The organism is uncultured Marinobacter sp. (assembly GCF_913055835.1).
GTDB lineage: Bacteria > Pseudomonadota > Gammaproteobacteria > Pseudomonadales > Oleiphilaceae > Marinobacter.
Window position 1 is genome coordinate 1 of record NZ_CAJXKQ010000029.1, and the last position, 23470, is coordinate 23470.

At 56.6% G+C, this 23470-nt stretch carries 22 protein-coding genes, 1 pseudogene and 1 riboswitch; of the genes and pseudogenes, 7 read left to right on the forward strand and 16 right to left on the reverse strand.

Annotated features, from left to right (window positions below; genetic code table 11):
• Positions 1-482, reverse strand: a pseudogene (locus QZ534_RS14440) (alkyl hydroperoxide reductase subunit F); the annotation flags it as partial.
• Between the two features lie 258 nt (positions 483-740).
• On the opposite strand from QZ534_RS14440, the gene QZ534_RS14445 reads away from it, so the two are divergent.
• Entirely contained in the window at positions 741-1496 is a 756-nt protein-coding gene (locus QZ534_RS14445; protein ID WP_296935255.1) for a DUF3581 domain-containing protein, read from the forward strand.
• Positions 1477-1953: a peroxiredoxin gene (locus tag QZ534_RS14450; protein ID WP_296935257.1), complete on the forward strand. Its 477-nt coding sequence runs from the start codon at positions 1477-1479 to the stop codon at positions 1951-1953. The genes QZ534_RS14445 and QZ534_RS14450 overlap by 20 nt, the downstream gene beginning before the upstream one ends.
• 76 nt (positions 1954-2029) lie before the next feature.
• Here the strand turns inward: QZ534_RS14450 and ahpC are convergent, their stop codons facing one another.
• The 6 genes from ahpC to QZ534_RS14480 all read right to left on the reverse strand — a co-directional run bounded on the left by ahpC (position 2030) and on the right by QZ534_RS14480 (position 8396).
• On the reverse strand, positions 2030-2593 hold the full coding sequence (ahpC, locus tag QZ534_RS14455; RefSeq protein ID WP_069182361.1) for an alkyl hydroperoxide reductase subunit C: 564 nt from the start codon (positions 2591-2593) through the stop codon (positions 2030-2032).
• A gap of 129 nt (positions 2594-2722) precedes the next feature.
• Positions 2723-3940 carry a BCCT family transporter gene (locus QZ534_RS14460; protein ID WP_296935260.1) on the reverse strand — a complete coding sequence of 406 codons (1218 nt, stop codon included), beginning with the start codon at positions 3938-3940 and terminating at the stop codon, positions 2723-2725.
• A gap of 210 nt (positions 3941-4150) precedes the next feature.
• On the reverse strand, positions 4151-5836 hold the full coding sequence (gene betA, locus QZ534_RS14465; protein ID WP_296935262.1) for a choline dehydrogenase: 1686 nt from the start codon (positions 5834-5836) through the stop codon (positions 4151-4153).
• A 26-nt stretch (positions 5837-5862) separates the two neighbouring features.
• The gene (betB, locus tag QZ534_RS14470; RefSeq protein ID WP_296935265.1) at positions 5863-7332 is read right to left on the reverse strand and encodes a betaine-aldehyde dehydrogenase; all 1470 of its coding nucleotides are present in this window, start codon (positions 7330-7332) and stop codon (positions 5863-5865) included.
• Positions 7333-7394: 62 nt separating this feature from the next.
• Positions 7395-7988, reverse strand: coding sequence for a transcriptional regulator BetI (gene betI, locus QZ534_RS14475; protein ID WP_296935268.1), 594 nt, complete (start codon positions 7986-7988; stop codon positions 7395-7397).
• A 195-nt stretch (positions 7989-8183) separates the two neighbouring features.
• Positions 8184-8396, reverse strand: a complete 213-nt coding sequence (locus QZ534_RS14480; protein ID WP_296935270.1) for an acetyltransferase — start codon at positions 8394-8396, stop codon at positions 8184-8186.
• A 230-nt stretch (positions 8397-8626) separates the two neighbouring features.
• On the opposite strand from QZ534_RS14480, the gene QZ534_RS14485 reads away from it, so the two are divergent.
• Both QZ534_RS14485 and QZ534_RS14490 read left to right on the forward strand, forming a co-directional pair.
• Positions 8627-11221: an EAL domain-containing protein gene (locus QZ534_RS14485; RefSeq protein ID WP_296935272.1), complete on the forward strand. Its 2595-nt coding sequence runs from the start codon at positions 8627-8629 to the stop codon at positions 11219-11221.
• Between the two features lie 33 nt (positions 11222-11254).
• Positions 11255-11938 carry a DUF4396 domain-containing protein gene (locus QZ534_RS14490; RefSeq protein ID WP_053113333.1) on the forward strand — a complete coding sequence of 228 codons (684 nt, stop codon included), beginning with the start codon at positions 11255-11257 and terminating at the stop codon, positions 11936-11938.
• Positions 11939-11976: 38 nt separating this feature from the next.
• Here the strand turns inward: QZ534_RS14490 and QZ534_RS14495 are convergent, their stop codons facing one another.
• Positions 11977-12750: a CLCA_X family protein gene (locus QZ534_RS14495; RefSeq protein ID WP_296935274.1), complete on the reverse strand. Its 774-nt coding sequence runs from the start codon at positions 12748-12750 to the stop codon at positions 11977-11979.
• 164 nt (positions 12751-12914) lie between these two features.
• Between QZ534_RS14495 and QZ534_RS14500 the strand changes: the two genes are divergently transcribed.
• Positions 12915-15017: a molybdopterin-dependent oxidoreductase gene (locus tag QZ534_RS14500; protein WP_296935278.1), complete on the forward strand. Its 2103-nt coding sequence runs from the start codon at positions 12915-12917 to the stop codon at positions 15015-15017.
• A 57-nt stretch (positions 15018-15074) separates the two neighbouring features.
• Here QZ534_RS14500 and QZ534_RS14505 read toward each other — a convergent pair whose 3' ends face one another.
• On the reverse strand, positions 15075-15407 hold the full coding sequence (locus QZ534_RS14505; RefSeq protein WP_296935281.1) for an antibiotic biosynthesis monooxygenase: 333 nt from the start codon (positions 15405-15407) through the stop codon (positions 15075-15077).
• A gap of 154 nt (positions 15408-15561) precedes the next feature.
• Here QZ534_RS14505 and QZ534_RS14510 point away from each other — a divergent pair, with 154 nt between their 5' ends.
• Both QZ534_RS14510 and QZ534_RS14515 read left to right on the forward strand, forming a co-directional pair.
• Entirely contained in the window at positions 15562-15807 is a 246-nt protein-coding gene (locus QZ534_RS14510) for a type II toxin-antitoxin system CcdA family antitoxin (protein ID WP_296935283.1), read from the forward strand.
• Entirely contained in the window at positions 15807-16124 is a 318-nt protein-coding gene (locus QZ534_RS14515) for a CcdB family protein (protein WP_203301045.1), read from the forward strand. The genes QZ534_RS14510 and QZ534_RS14515 overlap by 1 nt, the downstream gene beginning before the upstream one ends.
• Before the next feature lie 78 nt (positions 16125-16202).
• Here the strand turns inward: QZ534_RS14515 and QZ534_RS14520 are convergent, their stop codons facing one another.
• The 7 genes from QZ534_RS14520 to QZ534_RS14550 all read right to left on the reverse strand — a co-directional run bounded on the left by QZ534_RS14520 (position 16203) and on the right by QZ534_RS14550 (position 23465).
• Positions 16203-16667 carry a GNAT family N-acetyltransferase gene (locus tag QZ534_RS14520; RefSeq protein WP_296935287.1) on the reverse strand — a complete coding sequence of 155 codons (465 nt, stop codon included), beginning with the start codon at positions 16665-16667 and terminating at the stop codon, positions 16203-16205.
• 94 nt (positions 16668-16761) lie between these two features.
• Positions 16762-17121, reverse strand: a complete 360-nt coding sequence (locus tag QZ534_RS14525; protein WP_296935290.1) for a DUF2750 domain-containing protein — start codon at positions 17119-17121, stop codon at positions 16762-16764.
• Between the two features lie 70 nt (positions 17122-17191).
• Positions 17192-17638 (reverse strand): hypothetical protein, encoded by a 447-nt coding sequence (locus tag QZ534_RS14530; RefSeq protein WP_296935293.1) that lies wholly within the window; start codon positions 17636-17638, stop codon positions 17192-17194.
• An 86-nt stretch (positions 17639-17724) separates the two neighbouring features.
• Positions 17725-18318 (reverse strand): hypothetical protein, encoded by a 594-nt coding sequence (locus QZ534_RS14535; RefSeq protein ID WP_296935295.1) that lies wholly within the window; start codon positions 18316-18318, stop codon positions 17725-17727.
• 410 nt (positions 18319-18728) lie between these two features.
• Complete coding sequence (locus QZ534_RS14540; RefSeq protein ID WP_296935298.1) at positions 18729-19787, reverse strand: ribonucleotide-diphosphate reductase subunit beta; 1059 nt, start codon at positions 19785-19787, stop codon at positions 18729-18731.
• A 30-nt stretch (positions 19788-19817) separates the two neighbouring features.
• The gene (locus QZ534_RS14545; protein ID WP_296935301.1) at positions 19818-22583 is read right to left on the reverse strand and encodes a ribonucleoside-diphosphate reductase subunit alpha; all 2766 of its coding nucleotides are present in this window, start codon (positions 22581-22583) and stop codon (positions 19818-19820) included.
• A 194-nt stretch (positions 22584-22777) separates the two neighbouring features.
• A riboswitch (cobalamin riboswitch) is annotated at positions 22778-22975 on the reverse strand.
• A 136-nt stretch (positions 22976-23111) separates the two neighbouring features.
• Entirely contained in the window at positions 23112-23465 is a 354-nt protein-coding gene (locus tag QZ534_RS14550; RefSeq protein ID WP_069182375.1) for a zinc ribbon domain-containing protein, read from the reverse strand.
• Between the last annotated feature and the right edge of the window lie 5 nt (positions 23466-23470).

Genomic DNA, 23470 nt, shown 5'->3' on the forward strand with positions numbered 1-23470 from the left:
TCCTGGAACAGGGCACCGTCGATGGAGGTGTTCTTGATGTTCGGGTTCAGCACGCTCATCAGGTTCAGGGCCTGAACCACATCCGGACAGTTCTGGCAGGACAGGGAGAAATAGGTTTCGAACTCGAACCGGCCTTCCAGAGACTGGATCTGCTCGATCACATCCTGGGACGCCTTGGAGGGATGGCCGCCCACCTGCAACAGGGCCAGCACCAGAGAGGTGAACTCATGGCCCATGGGAATGCCGGCAAAGCGGACGCCAATATCGGTGCCTACACGGTTGATGGCGAAAGAAGGACGACGCACATCATTGGACTCTTCGGTACGCAGGCTGATCTTGGAAGACATCGGCTCAAGTTCTTCCAGCAGCGCCCGCAGTTCCTGGGACTTCTTGCTGTCGTCATAGGCTGCGACCAGCTCGATCGGCTGCTGCAGCTTGTCCATGTAGGCCTTGAGCTGTTCCTTGATATTGGCATCCAACATGTTCTGACTTCTCCTTTAAATTTCGAAACTAAGTATTTGAAAAAATACGGTGGTCAATTGAAGTTGGTGCAAAGATACGGACCGGCAATCCGATGCTCAAATTAATTGACCCAAACTGTTTGATAGAGCTTTGCTATGTCCCGAGAGCCTGGAACCGACGAAGCTTGACCAATAGCGCATATCCACCGAAAGCCCGCCGCAGTATGATGTTGTCATACAGTCGCAACATCATTCTCTGGTACCCAGAATAGGCAACGCATGTTTCTAGACCGTTTCCACTCCGTCCAGGACGGACACGTCGTAATTTCCGCTCTGCAGGCCAGCCAGTTCGCCAAGGAAATCGCCGGGGATTTCAATCCCATCCATGATCCGGATGCCCGCCGTTTCTGTGTTCCCGGTGACCTGCTGTTCGCCATAGTGCTGGCGCGCTTCGGGTTGTCAGAAAACATGACCTTCCGGTTTCGCAGCCTGCTGGGTGAAAACGTCCCCCTCAGGTTCGTCGAAACCGGAGAGACCATTGAAGTCTGCGACGACGCCGGCAAAGTCTATATCGAGGTGGTTCGCAGTGGCGCCACCACCAATGATGAACAGCTGATCGAGGCGATTACCCGCGCCTATGTGGCGGCCTCCGGCAAGAACTTCCCTCACACTCTGAAACCGTTAATGGAGTCAAACGGGGTAATGTTCAATCCCGATCGCCCGATGGTGATGTACGAGAGCATGAGTCTGGCCCTGGAAAACCTGGATTTGCCCTCCCCCAGTCTGGAATTGCACAACGCCACTCTGGAGGCGGCCGGCAAGCGCGGTAACGTTCTACTTGAGTACCGCCTCACCGCCAACGAAAAACCGGTGGGCGAAGTGACCAAACGGCTCGTATTAAGTGGGCTGCGGCCCTACTCTGAAGAGGCGATGGCAGGCGTGATTGAAGAGTTCTATCGTCTCAAGGCCCGTGGCGCCGACTATTTCAACAAGGACAACCGTGGAGACCACAGCGATGCCAATTCAGCCGGGTGATACCCTGCCAGATATCGAACTTCAGGTAATGGGCGACAAAGGTCCGGAGAAAGTCCGCACCAGCGAGCTTTTTGCCGGCAAGAAAGCCGTCCTGTTCGCCGTACCGGGTGCGTTCACGCCTACCTGTTCAGCCGCCCATCTGCCCGGGTTTGTCGTCAATGCCGACAAACTGCGTGCCAAAGGCGTGGACAGCATCGTTTGCACCTCGGTCAACGACGCCTTCGTGATGGACGCCTGGGGCAAGGCCCACAATGCCGACGAAATCGTTATGCTGGCCGATGGCCTGGCAGAGTTCGCCAAGGCTCTGGACCTGACCCAGGACCGCACCGCCAATGGCATGGGCATTCGCAGCCAGCGTTACGCCATGATCGTCAACGACGGCAAGGTGGAGCTGTTGCACGTGGACCCTCAAGGGTTGGACCTCACCAGCGCCGAGACCATTCTCGAGTCGCTCTGAGCACTACCTTCGTCCAGACACAAAAAACCCCGGAAAATCCGGGGTTTTTCGTTCATAAGCTATCCGGAAGGAGAGCTTAGATCTTGCCAACCAGGTCCAGAGACGGAGCCAGAGTTTCTTCGCCTTCTTTCCACTTGGCCGGGCATACTTCGCCAGGATGTTTGCGAACGTACTGGGCCGCTTTGACCTTGCGCATCAGGTCGTCTGCGTCACGGCCGATACCTTCAGCAGTGATTTCCATAGCCTGGATAACGCCATCCGGGTCGATCAGGAAGGTAGCGCGATCTGCCAGGCCCTGGCCTTCACGCATAACACCGAAGTTGTTGGTGATGGTGCCAGTCTGGTCGCCTACCATGTAGTACTGGATCTTGCCGATGGTCTCGGAGGCATCGTGCCATGCCTTGTGGGTGAAGTGGGTGTCGGTGGACACGGAGAACACTTCAACGCCCAGCTTCTGCAGTTCTTCGTACTTGTCTGCAACGTCGCCCAGCTCGGTCGGGCATACGAAGGTGAAGTCGGCCGGGTAGAAGAAAAATACCGCCCACTTGCCTTTTACGTCGGCTTCGCTGATCTCAACGAACTCGCCGTTTTTGAAGGCGGTGGCGTTGAACGGCTTGATCTCGCTGTTAATGATGCCCATTAAAGATAACTCCTTGTTGATGGATTCAATAAGTGGATGAATTTGCGGCGCTAAAGGTACTGACATCCAACGCCGCGATAAAATTGATAATTTCCAAGCCAAGGATAGGCTCTGCCTATTTATGGGGTCTTAACCGGCAAGTTCAATCTTGCCGAAGTCGAGAATATTTTCTTTCGGTGACGCTTTAATGGCAGCCACTTCTGCCCGCTTCTTCGCCAGGATAAAGACGAAGCAGCCGAAATACAGTGCAATCACCAGGGCGCCCACCCACTGAATCCGCAGGAAATCCAGCTGGAACAGCATGGTGAGGCCAACCATCGCCAGGAAATTGAACACCACGTAGTTCGCCCGCCCCAGACGCTGCGCAGTGAGGTTCAGGTTGTCGGTATACAGCCTGATCAGTGAATCCAGCGAGTTCACCACCATCAGGACACCCACCGAGATCATGGCAAGGTTGGTAAACGCCGCAATCTGCAGGCCTTCCGCATGATAGTGGTAAAGCACGGTAAACCACACACCAATAGCGATGGACGGCACCACCAGCATGGCAATCAGCAGCTGCCAGGTACGGATACCACTCACGAAGCGGGCCGTAAACTGGCCGATCATGATGCTCCAGGCAAACCACCAGAACAGGTAGAACTCGTGGTAGTCGTTGATGGGCAGGGCAAACTGATGAATGTTGGCAAAGTACTCACCGATCAATCCGGCGGTGCCAAAGAAATCCGCCGGCGAGCCGGCACCCATGACAAACGCCCGGAACCACATGCCCACAATCAGGGCAATGAACAGCAGGCTCGAACCCAGGCTGAGAATGCGCACATACTTGATCTTCGAGCTGGAATACACCGCCAGCGCAATGGCAGCAAACACGATGAAGTAGAAGGCCGGCACCACGGACTCGCCATCACCGAGCATGGGCAGGTACCAGGGCAGGTTCACCAGCAGCAGGTAGGCGGTAAACGCGCAGGTGCCGATGATCACCACGTTGTTCACGACCTTCACCAACGGGATTTCAAAGAACTGCACCCGCGGCTCGATGATCGCGAAGTAAAAACAGGTCAGGAAATAGAAGCCCCAGATCAGGAACGCCCAGAACCCGAACTCAATCGCCAGAGGATTGGCAAAGCCGTACTCCGGGCTGGCAGACAGGTCGCCATAACCACCGAACTCGGTCAGCGGGAACATGATCAGGCCCACGTCCAGACCGGAGGTGAACAGGATGGCGATGAAGGTGAATGTGCGAACCGGCGTGACGCCGATGCACTGGATGTCCCACCATTTGTACAGAATCAGGGCAATGGCGGCGAAGGTAAATATCAGACCTGCGGATAACCAGAGTGTCATAACGTCCTCCGGTTACTTTCTTTCTTTTTGATAAACAGCATGGGTGTTCCTCCTCTACTTTGTAAGCGCTGCTTCTTTCGAATCGGACACAAACCCAGGACTTGCCTATCCGGCGCCCGAAAACGGCAGAACACCGTCGCGCTGATAGGGAAATCCTGAGGGCTTGCAAAACCCCGGGCGCGTTGCACGCCCGGGTGGGATGACGACGCGCTATGCCAGCGCGCGCTTTGCCTGTCCCGGTCGCTGACGTGCCTGCCACTGGTCGTCCATCACCACAGGCGCGTCAGAAGGTTGCAGGGGCTCCCTGCCCCGAATCAGATCGGCTGCCCGCTCGGCCACCATGATGGTGGGCGAATTCAGGTTGCCGTTGGGTATGGTCGGGAAGATGGACGAATCCACCACCCTGAGATTCCGGATACCGTGAACCCGCGTCTCCGGGTCCACCACCGACAGCTCGTCGGTGCCCATCTTGCAGGAGCAGGACGGGTGGTAAGCGCTCTCCACCGCCTGGCGGACAAACGCATCAATTTCCTCGTCGGTCTGCACCTCGGCACCGGGCTGGATCTCCGCTCCGCGGTACTCGTCCATGGCCGGCTGGTTGATGATTTCCCGGGTCAGGCGCACACAGTCCCGGAAGCCTTCCCGGTCTGCCTCGTGCTGCAGATAGTTGAAGCGGATGGTCGGCGCCTGTTTCGGATCAGCCGATTGCACATGCACAAAGCCCCGACTTTTCGGCTTGTTGTGACCAATGTGCAGCTGGAACCCGTCTCCGTTGAAGGCCTCCTTGCCGTCGTAGCGCATGGCTGCCGGCAGGAAGTGATATTGCAGGTCGGGCCACTCGACACCGGCCTTGGACCGGATAAAGCCACAGGACTCGAAGTGATTGGTGGCGCCCAGGCCGTCCTTGCGGAGAATCCAGCGAACACCAATCTTCAGTTTGTTCCACCAGTCCAGCTTGCCGTTGAGCGACACCGGCTGCTTGCAGCGATACTGGAAATAGAACTCCAGGTGGTCCTGCAGGTTCTCACCGACTCCGGGTAACTCATGCTTTACCTCAATGCCAGCCTTCTCCAGTACCTCACGCTTGCCAATTCCGGACAACTGCAGCAGGTGGGGTGAACCGATAGAGCCCGCTGACAGGATGACCTCCTCGGCGGCTCTGGCCTCGTGCACTTTACCGCCCTGCTCGTAACGGACACCGGTGGCGGTTTTGCCGTCCAGCAATACCTTGTGGACCAGGGCATGGGTGACCACCGTCAGGTTCGGGCGCTCCATGGCCGGGCGAAGATAAGCGTTGGCGGTGGACCAGCGACGACCGTTCTTGACGGTCATGTGCATGGCGCCGAAGCCTTCCTGCTGGGTTCCGTTGTAATCGGCGGTTTCGAAATAACCGGCATCGGAGCCCGCCTGGATAAAGGCTTTGTAGAGCGGGTTCTGCATGTTGTTGCCGTTGTTCACACCGAGCGGGCCTTTATCACCCCGGTAATCATCGCCGCCAAACGCCCAGGTTTCGGCCTTCTTGAAGTACGGCAGGACATTCCGGTAGTGCCAGCCGGTAGCGCCTTCGGAATCCCATTCATCAAAATCCCGGGCGTGGCCACGGACATACACCATCCCGTTGATGGAGGAAGAACCGCCAAGAACCTTGCCCCGGGGGCAATGCATGCGGCGGTTGTCCAGATACGGCTCCGGCTTGCTCTCGAACTGCCAGGCGTATTTTTTGGTGTTCATGGGAATGGACAGGGCGGTGGGCATCTGGATGAAGATGCTCTTGTCGCTGCCGCCGGTTTCCAGCAGCAGCACCCGGTGACGCGCGTCCTCGGTCAGGCGGTTGGCCAGTACACAACCGGCGGAACCCGCACCCACAATGATGTAGTCGTATCGATTTTCTTTCATACGCGCTCTCCTGTGTGGCCTGCGGGTTAAAACGGGGCGTCCAGATCCTGCATTCCGATGTAGACGGACTTGATCTGGGTGTAGTGCGCAATGGTTTCGCGCCCGTTCTCGCGGCCGATGCCGGAGAGTTTGTAGCCGCCCACCGGCATTTCCGCCGGGGAGGCCCCGTAGCTGTTGATCCAGCAGATACCGGCCTGGATCTGGTGAATCACCCGGTGGGCCCGACGGATATCGTTGGTGAACACGCCGGCCGCCAGCCCGGTGTCGGTGTTGTTGGCCCGGGCAATCACCTCGTCCTCATCGCGGAAGGTCAGCACCGACATCACCGGCCCGAAGATCTCTTCTTTCACGATGGTCATATCATCGGTGCAGTCGGTGAAAATGGTGGGCTCCACGAAATAGCCGCCTTTGGAATCCTCCGGCTCAAACGCACGCCCACCGTGGCTTAGGGTCGCCCCTTCGGACAGGCCTTTGGCGATGTAGTCCAGAACCAGGTCCTGATGCTTCTTGGAAATCAGGGCACCAAAGTTGGTATCCGGATTCATCGGATCACCGGGTTTGATGTTCTTGCGGGTGCGCTCCAGCAGGCGCTCCATGAAACGCGGGTACAGATCTTCATGAACAAACACCCGGGTGCCGTTGGTGCAGATCTCGCCCTGTGTGTAGAAGTTGCCCACCATGGCGGCAGAGATGGCGTTTTCCAGGTCGGCATCGTCAAAGATGATCAGCGGGGATTTGCCGCCGAGCTCCATGGTGACGTCTTTCAGGGTGGAGGATGCCGCTGCCATTACCTTCTTGCCGGTAGCCACTTCGCCGGTGAACGAGACCTTGGCAATCTCCGGATGATGAGTCAGCCACTGACCGACTTCGGCGGCGCCCTGAACCACGTTGAACACGCCTGCGGGCACGCCGGCTTCGGTAAAGATCTCCGCCAGCTTCACCGCACCCATGGGGGTTTCCTCTGAGGGCTTGAAGATCATGGCGTTGCCACAGGCCAGGGCCGGCGCCGACTTCCAGCAGGCAATCTGGATCGGGTAGTTCCAGGCGCCAATGCCAGCGCAGATGCCCAGGGGCTCCCGGCGGGTGTAGTAAAAATCTGCGCCCAGGTCCTGCTGATTGCCTTCAATGGACGGCGCCAGACCACCAAAAAACTCGATCGCATCGGCACCCGTTACCACATCCACGGCTTCCGCTTCCTGCCAGGGCTTGCCGGTATCGCGAACTTCTGCGGCGGCCAGCTCATCATTGCGTTCTCTCAACAGCGCAACCGCCCGCAGCAGAATCCGGCTGCGTTCGATGGCCGTCATCGCAGACCACTCTGCGAAGCCGGCCCGGGCACTTTCGATGGCAGCCTGCTGCACGGACTCATCCGCCACTTCCACTTCGTAGATAACCTGGCCTGTCGCCGGGTTTACAACAGGGAAGGTTTCGCCGGTACTGTTAGCCAGGAAACGGCCATGGACGAAATTCTGAACAACAGGAAGAGATGCAGACATAGTAATCAGATACCTCGGTTCGGTGTCTTCAAGCCTTGTGGGCCATTTGAATCTATCGCGGCTCAGGTGGTGGCCTGGGCCAGTGTCTCGTGGACAAATTTCTTGCAAAGCCGCTCGCCAGCTTCAAAGCTTTCTGCCGGATCCAGGCTCAGGGCACTGCGCAGCCAGAAACCGTCAATCATTGCCGCGGTTTGCCGGGCCGCCTCTGTGGCTGCGTCTGGCTCGAGCACCTGCGCAAACGAATACCGCAGATTGCTGTAGAGCCGGGCATTGTTGATCTGCTGCAATCGCTTTAGCCCCGGCTCATGCATCGATCGGGCCCAGAAGCTCAGCCAGGTCTTGGCGGCCAACGCCGAGCGCTGGAACTCAGAAAAGTTCGACTCGATGATGCAATTCAACCGCTGCTCAGGGGAGCGGTCGGTCCTGGCCATGCGTTCCCGCAGCTCCTTGCCCAATTGATCCAGCAGATAACGCAGAGCCGCCTCAATCAGACCCTGCTTGCCACCGAAGTAGTGGCTGATAATCCCTGAGGACATACCCGCCCGCTTGCTGATGCTGACAATGGTGGTGTTCTGCATACCCAGCTCAGCAATCGAATCCATGGTGGCTTCAATCAGTTGCTGCTTGCGTGTGTCTTTAACCCCAACTTTTGGCATGGCGGCTTCGGCTACTCGTCTTGTTTCCGGTGTTAAAAAGCAGCGCGACCTGGCCCTGCTTTTTATTAATTGAACGTTCAATTAATAAAAAGCTTACAGAAGCGAGGCGGCAAATTCAAACGTGTCTGAAAAACTGCCAACTTCAGGGCCTAGGTGATTCGGCCCTGAGAAGGCGGTGGGAAAACCAGGAAAGTGTCAGCTATGGCGGCGGTAGTCGGGATCGGTCCAGCACACGGGAAGGGTCTCGCCGGAGGGAAAGGCCAGATCCGATTTTGCAAAGGATTCCGGGTCCTGCGCCTCTTCCCCGTAATGGAGGCTGCCGCGAACCTGTTGGACATGGGGGTCAAACAGTGCCTGGGTATCCAGCACTTCTATCAGGTGCCCGGTTGCTTTTTCAGCGACAAACATGGAGGCCTCCTCGGGATAGGTTCTATCCCTTTAACGTAGCAGATGCGCCGCCATCCAGACAGGCAAGCCTGGGCACCGGAAGCCTGGAGCGCGCGCAGGAAAGCTCGAAATATGAGACATTTCGCTACATTAAATATCGGTTGTCGGCTTTTCTGATGCAGAAAGATTGATAAGCTGAACTACACGACAAAAAGAAAAGCCTGTTGGCTATATAACGGGGTCTACTATTGGTGATCCTCAGCAATGCTCTGCGTATCCTCTTTCTGCTGCTGGCCTTATCCGTGTTCCAGTCTGTGCACGCGGATGCCAGCCCGATTTCCGTGGTCTCTGGCGCGCCAATAGAGAGCCACTTCCAGTACTGGGAAGACACCGGTGCCAACGCAACACTGGCCGAGGTTCGGGCTCTTCCCGAGTCCGCCTGGCAACACAGGCCCACTGGCAAAGCCACCTTTGGCATCACCGATTCCGCCTATTGGCTGCGGGTTGAGGTGCATAACCAGACCGATCGTGACCAATTGCTGATCGCCGAGCTGGCCTACTCGCAGCTCGATGACGTGGTGTTCCACGAGCTCTCCGACGGCTCCCTGATTCGCGAATTCCGCACCGGGGATACCCGCCCCTTCTATCCGAGGGATGTTGACCATCCCAGCATGCTGTTCAGGTTCCAGGTGGCACCGGACAAGCTGAAAACGCTCTACATACGGGTGGCGACACAAGGCTCGATGGTGGTGCCGCTGCAGATATGGCATCAGAGTGATTTTTACGAGGCCGCCGCCAACGAGCAAAAACTGCACTTTTTCTACTACGGCAGCCTGGCGGTCATCATTCTGATCAATCTGGCCGTGTTCCTGACCCTGCGTGAACGGCTATACCTGTACTACGCGCTGGCCATATCCGGGTATTTCCTGTTTTTTGCCGCGGTTCGCGGTTACACCCTCCAGCATATCTATCCGGAATCACCGTTTCTGCATGCCCATGTGTTGATGCTCTCCATTCCTTTCCTGGCGATGTTCTCCCTGCTGTTCTGCATGGAGTTCCTGAAAGTCCGCTCACATAGCCCGCGGCTTTACCGGGCCCTGCAGGCCATGCTGGGATTCGAAATCCTGTATTTCCTGAGCGCACCTTTTTTGAACTACGACACGGGTATCCGTGTGGCGGCAATTTCTGCCTTCGGGTTCTTTTCGCTGCTCCTGGTGGCAGGTCCTGTAACCTGGGCCGCCGGTGTTCGGGCCGGCATTTTCTTCACCATTGCCTGGACACCACTCACGGTAGGAGTATCGGCAACAGCAGGGCGCGCTCTTGGCCTGTTGCCGGAGAACTTCTTTACCGAGTACGCCATGCAGATAGGATCCGGGCTCGAAGCTTTCATTCTGACACTCGCCCTTGCCGACCGCCTTTATCGGGAACGGGAACAGAAAATCCAGGCCCAGGCCGACATCCTGCAACAGCAGAAAGCCCGCAGCGATGCCCAAACCCGGTTGAATGAAGCACTCACCCACGACCCGGTTACCGGTCTTCCAAACCGCAACCGCTTCGAGTGGATGGTGGATGAGCAATTCCGGCAACACCCCAATGGCCGCTTCATGGTTGGGGTTACCCGGATAACCCAGCTGAAGGAAATCAACCGCACCCTGGGCCTGGACCGCAGTGAGCGCCTGCTCAAAGCGATGGCAGAACAGATGATCAAGCTAGCAGCCGGATTGCCTATGGTTCACTCCACCGTCAATTCCGAAGGTCGTGAGGAGCTGGTCTACCAGCTTTCCGGAGACAGCTTTGGCCTGCTGGTGGATATCGGCAAAACGGGGGATGATTTCAAGTCTTTGGATAATGCCCTGAAGCAACTGGCCGAACCGGTGTTACTGGACAACATCGCCATAGAACCCAACCCCCGGTTCGGTGCCGCCAGCTTTCCGGAACATGGAAAAAAAGCGGCTCTGCTGATCCGCAACGCCCACGTTGGCATGGAAATGGCCCCCCACGGTCCCTATGTGACCGGTCTGTATTCGCGGAAAAACGATATCTACGACGAGAGCCGGCTGACATTGATGTCTGACCTTCGGGAGGCTCTGCACAACAATCAGACCCAACTCTACTACCAACCCAAAATCAGTCTGGCCACGGGCAACGTGGTGGGTGTGGAAGCCCTGATTCGCTGGCACCATCCGGAAAGGGGCTGGGTGCCACCGATCGACTTCGTTCCCATGGCGGAGAAAACCGGCGTGATCAAACATCTGACTCGCTGGGTGGTGGATCAGGCGATGAACGACCTCAAAGCACTCCACGAGATTGATCCGGAGCTGACCATCTCAGTGAATATCTCCGCTCGCGACCTCAGCTCTCCAGAACTGATTGGCCTGTTTGAAACCCGCATAAAGCGATATCAGCTACAGGCGGAACAGGTCATTATCGAACTCACCGAAACCGCGGCCATGGACGATCCACACCGGGGCCTGAAAGCCCTGAATGAATTGACGGCGATCGGGCTCAAGCTCTCGATTGACGACTTCGGCGCGGGTTACTCCTCACTCTCCTACCTGAAGAAGCTGCCAGCCAGCGAAATAAAGCTGGACCGCGCCCTGCTGCAGGACATCGAGTCCAGCGACAGCGCCCGGATGATTGTGGAAACCGCCATCAGTATGGGCCAGGGCCTGGGTTATCGGGTGGTTGCCGAAGGCATTGAGACCGAAAAATCGGCACAGCTTCTTGAATCCCTCGGAGCGGAAATGCTCCAGGGTTACTGGATTTGCCCACCGAAGCCTCTGGACGATCTGAAGGCATGGCTGGAGGTTGAAAGAAAGACACCGGGCCTCCAAGGACTACACTAACAGTACACTTCTCGGGAAAGGATTGTTCTTTCTATGAGCCTTGATCAGATTCAGGCCCTTATCGACACTTGGACGGGCTTGGGCATCTGGCTGGCACTCGTTGGCGCCAGTGTTGCCTGGGTGATCTACGACCTGAAAACCAGCAACAGCCATATCGCCTCCATGATGCAGTGGGTTTGGGGGCTGACTGTGCTTTACTCGGGACCGATAGGCCTTGCCATCTACCGATATTCCGGGCGCAAACAGATCCCCACGGATAGTCTTGCCCGCAAGGGTTTTCGTTCGGTGGCCCATTGCTATTCGGGCTGCGGTATAGGCGAGATTCTCGGGGTGATCATCTCGGTTGGCCTGTTTGCCATGGGCAACTTCTGGGCAGCTATCATCACCTTTACCCTCGCGTACATATTCGGCTTTGCCCTGAACATTGGCCCGATGATGCAGAACGGGATGCCCTTCAAGGAAGCCTTCAAGGGCGCGTTCGTTGCGGAAACCATCAGTATTGTGGTCATGGAGTCCGTGGCAATCACCACCGACCTGTATCTGGGCGGAGAAGCAACCATGGGTGATGCCCTGTTCTGGTCATCACTTTACGTATCGCTCTCACTCGGGTTGTTTGCCGCCTGGCCGGCCAATCTGCTGTTGATCAAATATGGCCTCAAAGGCGGCATGGGCGACCCACGGGATGAGGACGCTGCTTCCCACGCGCACTGCCACTAACGGCTCCATGGCTCAGGCCTGCGCTGCCTGGGAAGCGATCAGCTTCCGGCCGCGCGCAGGGCCTGCCCCAGGGCTGAATAATAAGCCCGGAATGCACTATTAACCCGTTCCCGTTGCGCGCCAACCGGATAGAGCCCCAGTTTTGCCTCTTCGGATTCGCGGGTTCCGCTTACCAGAAAGGCATTCTTTACGTCGGAATCCTGCACAAAGGCTTCAAACGCCCGGGCGCAGAGTTCCTCGGGCAGGCTGAAGTACTGAATCCCGGCCGCTTTGTCGGCTTTTATCGAGCAACGGAAGAGTTCGCTGGGCTCTGCGCCTTCTTCGTCCAGCAAAACCGCTTTAAAGCAGGCCTGCAGACGGTCATTCAGAGGATGGCGAACCGCATCGTCGCGGCGGAGCCAGAGTTTCGACGCAAACTGGCCTCTCTGGGCCTCACCGAAAAGCTTCTCACCAATGTAATGGTCGAAAGCGTGAAACCACTCGTGGGCAATGCTGCCTGGGCCTGCGTTCTTGGCCAGTGAGAAACTGCGGGTAGCAGGCGTGTAATGGGCCGACACACCGGGCCGGCCGCCAATGCCGTACTGCAACGCCAGGGTGCCGCGCAGGGACACCAGCGACTCGGTGCCGCCAAGAATGGTCATCAGGTCGCACAGGGCATCGTAGAACAGCGACGCACTGCGCTGTTTCTCCGGCTCGGTGACCCAGCGACCAAGCTCGATGGAACGGAACTGGAAACGACGGCGGACGTCGAGAAAGGTAACAGGCGCACCGGCACGATGGTCCGGGCCCCGACGGTAAAAAGATTTGGCCATGGCGCTATTGTACGATGAAATTCCGGCCTGTCTTTCAGGCACCGGGAGAAACATCATTTGGCGGGATTGACCGGTTTTATGTGAATTATGACCGTCTGATTTTTCGCCGGCCTGTGCCACACTGCCAAAACCAATAATGACAATACCCCGAGTGAGTGTTTGCCATGACCGACACCCAGACCCATTACCGCACCTGCAATATCTGTGAAGCCATGTGTGGCCTCGAAATCCAGCATCGGGGTAACGAGATCCTGTCCATCAAGGGCGATAACAACGACCCGTTCAGCCGCGGCCATATCTGCCCGAAAGCCGTCGCACTGCAGGATTTCTACAACGATAAGGACCGCCTGAAAACACCGATGAAGTGCACCGCCGACGGCTGGCAGGAGATCAGCTGGGAGGAAGCCTTTGAGGAAATCGCCTCGCGGTTTCGGGGTATCCAGCAGGAACATGGCCAGGATGCCGTCGGGGTGTACCTGGGCAATCCGAACGCCCACAACTTTGGCAACGCCATCATGCTGCCGCGGTTCTTCAAGGCGCTGGGCACCAATAACCGCTACAGCTCCGCCTCCGCCGACCAGTTACCGCATCACGTGGCTTCCAATTACATGCTCGGCGCCGGCATGCTGATCCCGGTGCCAGACATCGACCATACCGATTTCATGCTGATCATCGGCGCCAACCCGATTGTCTCCAACGGCAGCCTGATGACCGCACCCGGCGTGGGCAAACGCCTGAAAGCCATCCAGCAACGGGGCGGCAAGGTGGTGGTGGTTGATCCACGGCGCACCGAAACCGCGAAAAAGGCCGACCAGCACCTGTTTATCCGCCCGGAAACCGATGCCCTGTTCATGCTGGCCATGGTCCACACGTTGTTCGAGGAACGGCTGGTTACCCTGGGCCACCTGGAAGACCGGATCGATGGGCTGGAGCAACTGGCCGGGGCCGTCAAACCCTATGCTCCGGAGTCCGTGGCGGACGCCTGCGGTATGAGCGCTAGCGCCATCCGCGAGCTGGCACGGGAGATGGCCACTGCCAAGAGCGCCGTATGTTACAGCCGTATGGGGGCCTCGACCCAGTCGTTCGGCGGCCTCTGCCAGTGGCTGACCAACGTGCTGAATATTCTCACCGGCAACTTCGATAGCCGCGGTGGCGCCATGTTCCCCCAACCGGCCTTTGATCTGGTTCGGGACAAAAAGGGCAAGCCCAGTTCCTATGGCCGTTACGAGTCCCGTGTTAGAAAGCTCCCCTACTTCAACAACGAATTCCCCGTGGCCACCCTGGCGGATGAGATCCTGACCCCGGGCGAGGGGCAGATCCGGGCGATGATTACCATCGCCGGCAACCCCGTGCTTTCGGCACCCGGCGGAGCCCGACTGGAAGACGCCTTCGATGCCCTGGATTTCATGGTGTCGGTGGATATCTACCTGAACGAAACCACCCGCCATGCCGACATCATCCTGCCGGCCACGACAGGGCTGGAAGTGCCGCACTTCGATGTGTTCTTCAATTCCTTCGCCGTTCGCAACACCGCCAAGTTCTCGGAACCGATGTTTGAGAAAGCGCCGAACCAGAAACACGACTGGGAGATTCTCCGGGACCTTGCCCTGCAACTGACCGGCCTGGAAGACGACGGTGTGACTCCGGAAGCCATGCTGGATCTGGGCCTGAAACACGGCGCCTACGGAAAAGAGGGCATGAGCCTGGAGACCCTGAAAGCCAACCCCCATGGTGTGGATCTGGGACCGCTTCAGCCCTGCCTGACGCAGCGGATCCAGACCGAGGACGGCAAGATCCGCATTGCCCCCGAGCTATACCTGAAGGATCTGAAACGCCTGAATGCCTCGGGCCTGTTGCAGGCAGATGAGAACAGCGACTATCCGTTCACGCTGATCAGCCGCCGCCTGCCCCGCAGCCACAACACCTGGACCCAGAATTCCCACCGGCTGGTAAAAGGCAAGAACCCGTGCACTTTGCAGATGAACGCCTCAGATGCCCGCAAACTCGGGCTTGAAGACGGACAACTGGCTACGGTCACTTCGGCTTCCGGGAGCATCAACCTGCCGGTGGAAATCGACGACGATATGTTCGAGGGTGTGATTAGCATGCCCCAGGGTTGGGGCCACAATCGGCCAGACACCTCCATGTCGATTGCCCAGGGACAACCCGGCGTGAGCATGAACGACGTCACCGATTCCGGGCGCATTGACGCACTGACCGGCAATGCGGCGTTCAACGGTACGAGGGTGGCCGTACGCGCAGCCTGATGTGAGATATGGCGTGGATAAGGTTACGCGTCTTGCTGAACGGGGGAAGGTTGTCAGTCAGTTCTGGTTGGGACTACGGGACTGATCGGCACGCAAGTAATCGTCACTGACTTCCAATTCATAGACAGTTTTCGATTGAACCAGGCAGTCGAGCATTTGTTTGCGTGCCCTGTGATATTTTTCATTGATTACGGGACGATCTTTCTGCCAAGTTTCCCGATCAGGCCACTGAGCATAACCAACCAGGATATTCGGTTTGTCTGAGGTATGGAGTCTTGAACCAAAACTGCCACAGTGCTCATAGATCGCTTTCGTCACTTCGAGCCAGGCTTCGCGAAATGAAGTCTCTGCGCCTTCCTTGATTTCAAGCTCATAAACGGCAACAAACATTCATTTTCTCTCTGAGTTCTAATGCCTTGGCTTTGCGGCGTGATAGAGCGCCAGCGTAGGCACGTCCGACAACAGCCATTGGTTAACTGCTTGCATGCGCATAGCCATGCGCATATGATCAAGCTCTGTATTCTAAATCTTCTGGGAGGCCCTTATGGCCGAACTCTATGACTCATCCGCCCCCAAAAAGGCAGCGAACCTCTCAATCAATAGCGATCTTCTGCGTAAGACCCGGGAACTGAACATTAACTTGTCTGCCACCCTGGAACGAGCTCTGAAAGAAGAGCTTTCGAAACGCGAAGCCGCTCAATGGGTTGAAGAGAATCGCGCTGCGATAAAAAGCTACAACGATTTCGTCGAACAACATGGATGCTTCGGCGACGAGTTCAGGGAGTTTTGATGGCACAGTTCGATGTGTACCCCAACCCGAGCAAAATCAGCAAGGCTCACTATCCTTACCTTGTGGATATTCAAAGCAGCCTTCTTAGCGATTTGGCAACTCGCATTGTCATCCCTTTGGGCAAACGTTCTGCCTTCGGTGGCGAAGCCATGCAAGGGCTCACTCCCGAAATCAGCTTTGCTGATCAAGAGCTGTTGCTGCTAACTCCGCAAATTTCCTCCGTGCCTGAAAAACATCTCAAGAGCCCTATTGGCTCTCTCTCACATTTCAGAGACCAGATTGTGGGAGCTTTGGACCTGGCTATCACCGGCATTTAACGCTGAGGTAACCGGCGCCGGAGCGCCAGCGGAGGGAACCAAAAGCGGCACGTTTTTGGCGTCCGGTTGACCGCCTTGTTACATGGTGATTCGGTAGTACCGGCCATGCTCACCATCCTTAGATCCACTGTTCGTGGCCTGCCAACCCAATTTTTCGGCTACCCTTTTGCTGGCCACATTTTCGTCCGCGATGAAAACCTGGGCGGTCTCTAAATCGATCTCGTCGGACAGCTTTTCAACGGCCAACTTGCACGCCTTGGCAGCTATGCCTTTGCCCCAAAACTCCGACCTGATGAAGTAGCCGAAATCGAAAACACCATCTATCTGTTTAATGCCGCAGAACCCGATGAATTCATCAGTATTAGCCTCGGCAATAGCAAAGCGCGACGGGGTAGCGAGCGCAGTTTCAAACCAAGAGCTCGCCTCATCTTCTGTCAGAGCGCGACGCGGCCCAAGAAACTTCATTACCTGAGGATCTCGAAGCATTGCCAAGACAGACTCCTTATCTTGGTAATGAAGATTTCTCAGCTTTACCGGAATCATAAGATTGGCTTACACCATGTAACGCTTGCCATAAGCGGCGGCTGAAAGCCGTCCGGTGGAGGGCCATCGGCCCGGAACAACCTTAATGGCCTGGTTAGGTGTTGTTGCGCACAGCTTCGACATTTTCCTGCAACTCAGATGGTTGAATATCAAAGCCTGTGGCACGTTCGCCAGACCAATTTATACCTGCCAAAAGGCCATCTTGAGACAAACCAGGTACCCAACGCTCACAGAACACCTCCCATGAGATAGCCACAGGCTCAAAACCCGTATAAGCGCTGACATTCTCGATTACTGTCTGAGCGCGAGACCGAGAGGACCAAAATGGCATTGCTCGGTTGCCTTCTGTTCCCCGTGGCGCAGGAAAACCTCCGCTGTCTTTTATGCCCCAAATGACTCCATTCTCGGCAACTTCTTGGTAGAACTTTGACGCTTGTGCTGAAGAAATACCCATATACACCTAACGTCGATGATAAGCGGCGCCCGACTAGGGCGTCCGGTGGAGGCCGCAGGCCGGAACGAACTTAATTGATTTGTTGGGCATTTTTATCGCGCAGAAAGTCAGCGATGAGATGCCACTTTTCTTTGTATTCCTCGTAATCGGGAATGTCTCTAAGGTTTACTTTGCCCCAGTTTTCGCTTCGTGGAGCTGACTCCACGATGGCTACCGGGAAGACGAAATAATTCGGCGGCATAACCTCTTTTTTACCATCCTTCGAGCCCCGGTTCAGAAGCACCACAACAACGAAATCGCAGTTGAAGTTTTTGATTGGAAACCCGCCAGCGCCGGTTCGCCACCGACTTTTTACTTGAACCATTGCAGATCTATTCGACTCAGGGTTTGTCGCGACCAGATCATAACCAGGCATATTTGTATAAGTCTTGTAGGAGGCAATTTTGTGTAGCAAAAGCTGTCCCAGAACCAAAAACTCAGCTCCTTCTGCCTCCAACCGTGTATCTAGTCTCGCCATTGCCAATCCTAGTTTTGATGCCTAACGCCTTGAATAAGCGGCCGATTTGGAGCGGCAGCGGAAAATCGGTCGGCTTGATTCACTGGTTATGCCTTGATTCCAAGTATTTGCCGAAACTCATCTTCTAAATCTCTCTTTAGCGAGGCAATCTCATTATTGTGTATATTCCTGGCTTTTTCCCAAAATTCATGCCTTTCTTTTAGCAAGCCCCTATCATACTTGTAATGAGTGTCTTTGATGTCTACCGGAAAAGTCGTAATATCAAAAAATACTCCTTTCGCCGTTTCGAGTATTTTATCTATCAGCTCACAAAGATCGTTTTCGAAGAAAATCCTCTTTGGCAGAAAATACTCCCTCAAATCGTTAAACTGAACTGATAACTCCTTTACCTTTTCTTCCAGCTCTGGCTCGCCTACAGCCTGAAATGGCCTTAAAGTCGAATAAAGAGTATCGTCGAGAACAGCAAGCTTCTCATAGAAATCCTTAATGATTTCAGCCCGCTCTGAATGAAGACGCTGGAACCTTATGGAGTTTTCACTAGCAATTCGCTCGAGATTCTTTTTATAGGACTCTATACGTCCTTGTAAAAATGCTTCTATGGCTTTCTTCCCAAGAAATGCAACGGTGAGTGATATCGCCGTAGCACCACCCAAAAAATTAATTACTTCCTGCCAAGCCATATAATTCCTTTTTGCATAACAGCAATTAGACAGAGCGCTTCATGATTGCAGAAATTTGACCGCTTCGTTATTACGGCTTCTGGATCACAGTACGCAATGCCCATAAATTTAGAAAACAACAGGTTAGCCCACTACACACTGCCTTTCCATGTAATCATTTGACATCTGTGATCCAAGCCACCAATGATACTGTATAAATAAACAGTACTGGCAGGGAGCCAAGACGAATGGAGGGAAGACACCCTCGCAATATGGGGCCCAGAGAGGTCAATGAGTTCCTGACCTGGCTCGCTGTGCATCGTAATGTCGGGGTAGCCACCCGGATCTGCGCACCACCCAGATTTATACCCATGTCCTCGGCAAGGTTTCACAGGGGTGCGCAGTCCGCTCGGCTAGAGGTTAGTAAGCCCTCACCACTCCAACTGAGCCCCGGTCTGGTATTCGATCACCCGTGTCTCGAAGAAGTTCTTTTCCTTGCGCAGGGTGGCCTGTTCATCCAGCCAGGGCGAGACGTTCTTCGCGCCAGGGAACGGCTCTTCAAGACCTACCGTTCTGGCACGGCGATTGGCTACAAAGCGGAACTGCTCGCTGTGGTACTCGGCCGAATAACCGAGAATCGGGTCCCGCAGGATGTAGTCCGCATAGGCCCTCTCGGCGGCTTCGGATTCGTCCCACATCTCGCGCACGGCCTTCGGGTCGAAGGTGATGTTTTCCTCTTCCACGATCTGGTTCACCACTTTCAGGCCGAAGGAGAAGTGCATGGCCTCGTCCCGCAGGATGTACTGCAGCTGCTCACCGGTGCCACGCATCAGGCCCCGACGCTGCAGGGCGAAGATGGGGCTGAAGCCGTTGTAGAACCAGGTGCCTTCGAACACCGCCGCGAAGAACAGGTAGGACATGATGAATTCCTGCAGGTCGTCCTTGTTACGCAGGTTCATGTCCGGGCGCATGGCCGCATCCAGGCGGCGGTTGGCAATCTGGATCTTGCCATTGATGGCGGGTACCACGCGGTAGCGGTTGTAGATCTCGCTCTGGTCCAGGTTGAGGGTTTCTATGCAGTGCTGGTAGGCCCAGGTGTGCATGGCTTCCTCGTATACCTGCCGGGCCTGGTAGATCTGTAGCTCCGGGGCGCTCATCTTCTCCATCACCGCCAGGCCGATGTTGCGCATGGCCAGGATATCCGAGGTGGTGAGGTAGGCCAGCACGTTCTCGTACACGTGCTTTTCCGGCGCGGTTAGCCTGTGATGGTAGTCATGGACGTCCTGGGCCATGTTCACGTCCAGGGGGGTCCAGTGGTTCTTGTTGGCGTTCATGAAGTACTCCCAGGCCCAGGGGTACTTGAACGGTGCCAGCTGGTTAATGTCGGTTTCGCCGTTGATGACGCGTTTGTCGTCCACATTCACCGGTGCCGGGGCACCGGGATGCGTGGCTTTGGATTCGGTTTTTGGTTCGTCGTCCCAATCAAGCATGGTTTTGCCTCGAATTCGTTAAGTGAGCAGTTACTGACAGGCTTCGCAGTCCGGGTCGTCGATGCTGCACACCTGTGGCTGGGGCGCGGCAACCGGAGCGGTTTTCTCGGCGCCGGTGGCACCCAGGGAGCGCAGGTAATAGGTGGTTTTCAGGCCACGTTCCCAGGCCAGCTGGTACAGGGCATCCAGCTTTTTACCGCTGGGTTCGGCCATGTAGAGGTTGAGGCTCTGGGCCTGATCGAGCCATTTCTGGCGTCGGGCGGCGGCTTCCACCAGCCATCTCGCATCGATTTCGAAGGCGGTGGCGTAGCGTGCTTTCAATTCGTTCGGAATGCGGTCGATCTGCTGGACGCTGCCGTCGAAGTATTTGAGGTCGTTGACCATCACGTTGTCCCAGAGTCCTTCGGCCTTCAGATCGCGAACCAGGGAGGGGTTGACCACGGTAAACTCACCGGAAAGGTTCGATTTCACAAACAGGTTCTGGTACGCCGGTTCTATGGACTGGGACACACCCACAATGTTGGAAATCGTGGCCGTGGGGGCGATGGCCATCACGTTGCTGTTGCGCATGCCGTTTTTCGCGATCAGTTCGCGTACCGGCGACCAGTCCAGCCGGGCGTTGGTGTTTACAGAGATGTCCCCTTCCCTGCGGTTCTCCTTGAGCAGGTTGATGGAGTCGATTGGCAGGATGCCCTGCTGCCAGAGTGAACCCTCATAGCTTTCATAGGCGCCTCGCTCACCCGCCAGCGTGGCGGACGCCCGGATGGCGAAGTAGCTGAGTTGCTCCATGGCCACGTCGGCAAACTCAACCGCTTCCGGGCTGGAATACGGCAGGCCCAGTTGATAGAGCGCGTCCTGGAAACCCATGAGGCCAAGACCGACCGGGCGGTGCCTGAGGTTGGAGTTGCGGGCCTGGGGCACGGCGTAATAGTTGATGTCGATAACGTTATCGAGCATGCGCACGGCGGTGTTAACCGTCTTCTCCAGGCGCTGCACATCCAGCTCGCCGTTGGCGATATGAGCTGCCAGGTTCACGGAACCGAGGTTGCATACGGCAATCTCTTCGGCACTGGTGTTCAGGGTGATTTCCGTGCACAGGTTGGAGCTGTGCACCACGCCCCGGTGCTGCTGTGGGGAGCGCAGGTTGCACGGGTCCTTGAAGGTGATCCAGGGGTGGCCGGTTTCGAACAGCACGGTGAGCATCTTGCGCCACAGCTGCTTGGCCGGGATTTTCTTGAACAGCTTGATTTTGCCCTGCTCCGCCAGCGCCTCGTAATGCTCGTAGCGTTCCCGGAAGGCGTTGCCATACAGGTCATGCAGATCCGGCGCATCGCTGGGGGAGAACAGGGTCCAGTCACGGTCTTCGCGCATGCGCTCGATCAGCAGATCGGGCACCCAGTTGGCAGTGTTCATATCGTGGGTGCGGCGGCGTTCGTCGCCGGTGTTCTTACGCAGTTCCAGGAATTCCTCGATGTCCAGGTGCCAGCTTTCCAGGTAGGCACACACCGCACCTTTACGCTTGCCGCCCTGGTTCACCGCCACCGCGGTGTCATTCACCACTTTCAGGAAAGGCACCACACCCTGGCTCTGGCCGTTGGTTCCTTTGATGTGGGAGCCCAGCGCACGGACTGGCGTCCAGTCGTTGCCCAGGCCGCCAGCCCATTTCGACAGCATGGCGTTGTCGCGGATGGCGCCGTAGATGTCTTCAAGGTCGTCGCCCACCGTCGTCAGGTAACAGGACGACAGCTGAGAATGGCGGGTACCGCTGTTAAACAGCGTGGGTGTGGACGCCATGTAGTCGAACGACGACAACAGGTTGTAGAACTCGATGGCCCGGGCATTCGGGTCGTCTTCCCGCAGGGCCAGGCCCATGGCGACGCGCATGAAAAAAACCTGGGGCAATTCGAGGCGGGCCTTGTTCCAGTGCAGGAAGTAGCGGTCGTACAGGGTTTGCAGGCCCAGGAAGCCGAACTGCAGGTCACGTTCCGGTTTCAGAGCAGCACCGAGGCGCTCCGGGTCGAAAGCCGCCAGGGCTTCGTCCAGCAGTTCATAACGAATACCTGCCTCTATAAAGGCACTCAGGGCCTGTGGATAAATCTCAGCCAATGGCAGACTGATGGGCAGGCCCAGGGCAGCGGCATTCTCCAAACGCAGCTGTTCCAGCAGTAGACGGGCGGTGACCGCGCTGTAGTCCGGCTCCCGCTCAATCCGGCTGCGGGCTGTCATGATCAGGGCCGACAGCACGTCTTCCTCGGCGATGCCGTCATAGAGATTGGTAAGGGCATCGTCCACCAGGGAATCGCCGTCAATGCCCTCCAGCCCTGTGGCGGCTTGCTCCACCTGCAATTTCATCAGCCCCAGATCCAGGGGAGCGATTTCACCGCTGGTCTTTTTCACGGTCAGGTGCGGGTGCGCCTCAACCGGGGCATGGCGGGCACGCTCGCGGGCATGCTCTTCCCGGTACAGTACGTAGGCGCGGGCCACCTTCTGTTCCTCCGCCCGCATGAGAGCCAGTTCCACCTGATCCTGGATGTCTTCGATATGAACCTTGCCACCGGCTTTCAGGCGGCGACCGATGGCCTGGATCACCTGGTCAGTCACCCGATGTACGGCATCGTTGATCCGGGCGGAGCCGGCAGCCTTGTCACCCTCGACAGCGAGGAAGGCTTTGGTCACGGCAATGCTGATCTTCGAGGGGTCGAAGCCTACGAGCGTGCCGTTGCGTTTGATGACCTGTAGGGATTCGGTATCGGTGTGCGAGGTTGGCCGGGGTTCGGCCAGGGCTGAGGCGGACATAGGTGTTCTCCTGAATACGCGTTGAATTCCTTTCACCATCGCGCAGGCAGAGAAACGGAGTGCCACCGTAGGTCGGATTAGCGAAGCGTAATCCGACAAAGGCGGTTTGGCGCAGATAGGGGTGTCGGATTACGCTTTCGCTAATCCGACCTACATGTCTGGCCTGAGTCCGGTCTGCTCACCTTGAAACGCGAAGGTGCAGTTGTCTCCCTGGCAGGTCTTCGGACTCAGGGGCGTGAATCGTTGGATTCGGCCTCGCTCGGCGACTTCCCGGTATCAACCAGTGTCTTAATGCCGTGCTTGTTCCCCAATACCGCTGCGCGTCAGTTCCGGAGTTTCACCGGATTCCCGATACCAGAATGTGTGGGGTGATCACGCGCTGACCGATTTGGTTACGCACTGATCACTACATCTGGTATTTGACCAAGGATAAAAACACTATATACACGATATCCAGAAGGAACAACCAGCAGAATAAAAAAGGCCCCGGAGAGGGGGCCAAACACGTGACAGTATCAACTCAACCAATCAGTGGCTGATCATCCAGGGCCGCATGGAGGGAAACATCTTCTTCCCATCAGCGGTGTAGAACAGCATGGACTTACCGGGTTTTGGGGAGCCGCAGCCGCAGGCCCGGCTGTGCTCCTTATCGTGGGCCCGTCGGTCCGCGGTGGAAAAAACCGGTTCGTGTCGAGACCGCTCGTTCCGGTCCTCAGCCGCCCTTTTAGCCGGGTCCATGGCCGCAATATGCGATGGCAACACGATCACCCTGGGCGAAAGCGCCTTGCAGGTCGGACATTCCGCCGGCTTGGCCGCATCCTCCATGGTAGCCAGGGTATTGAACAGGCCGTGCTCCCGGCACTTGTAGTCATACACAGGCATGGTGA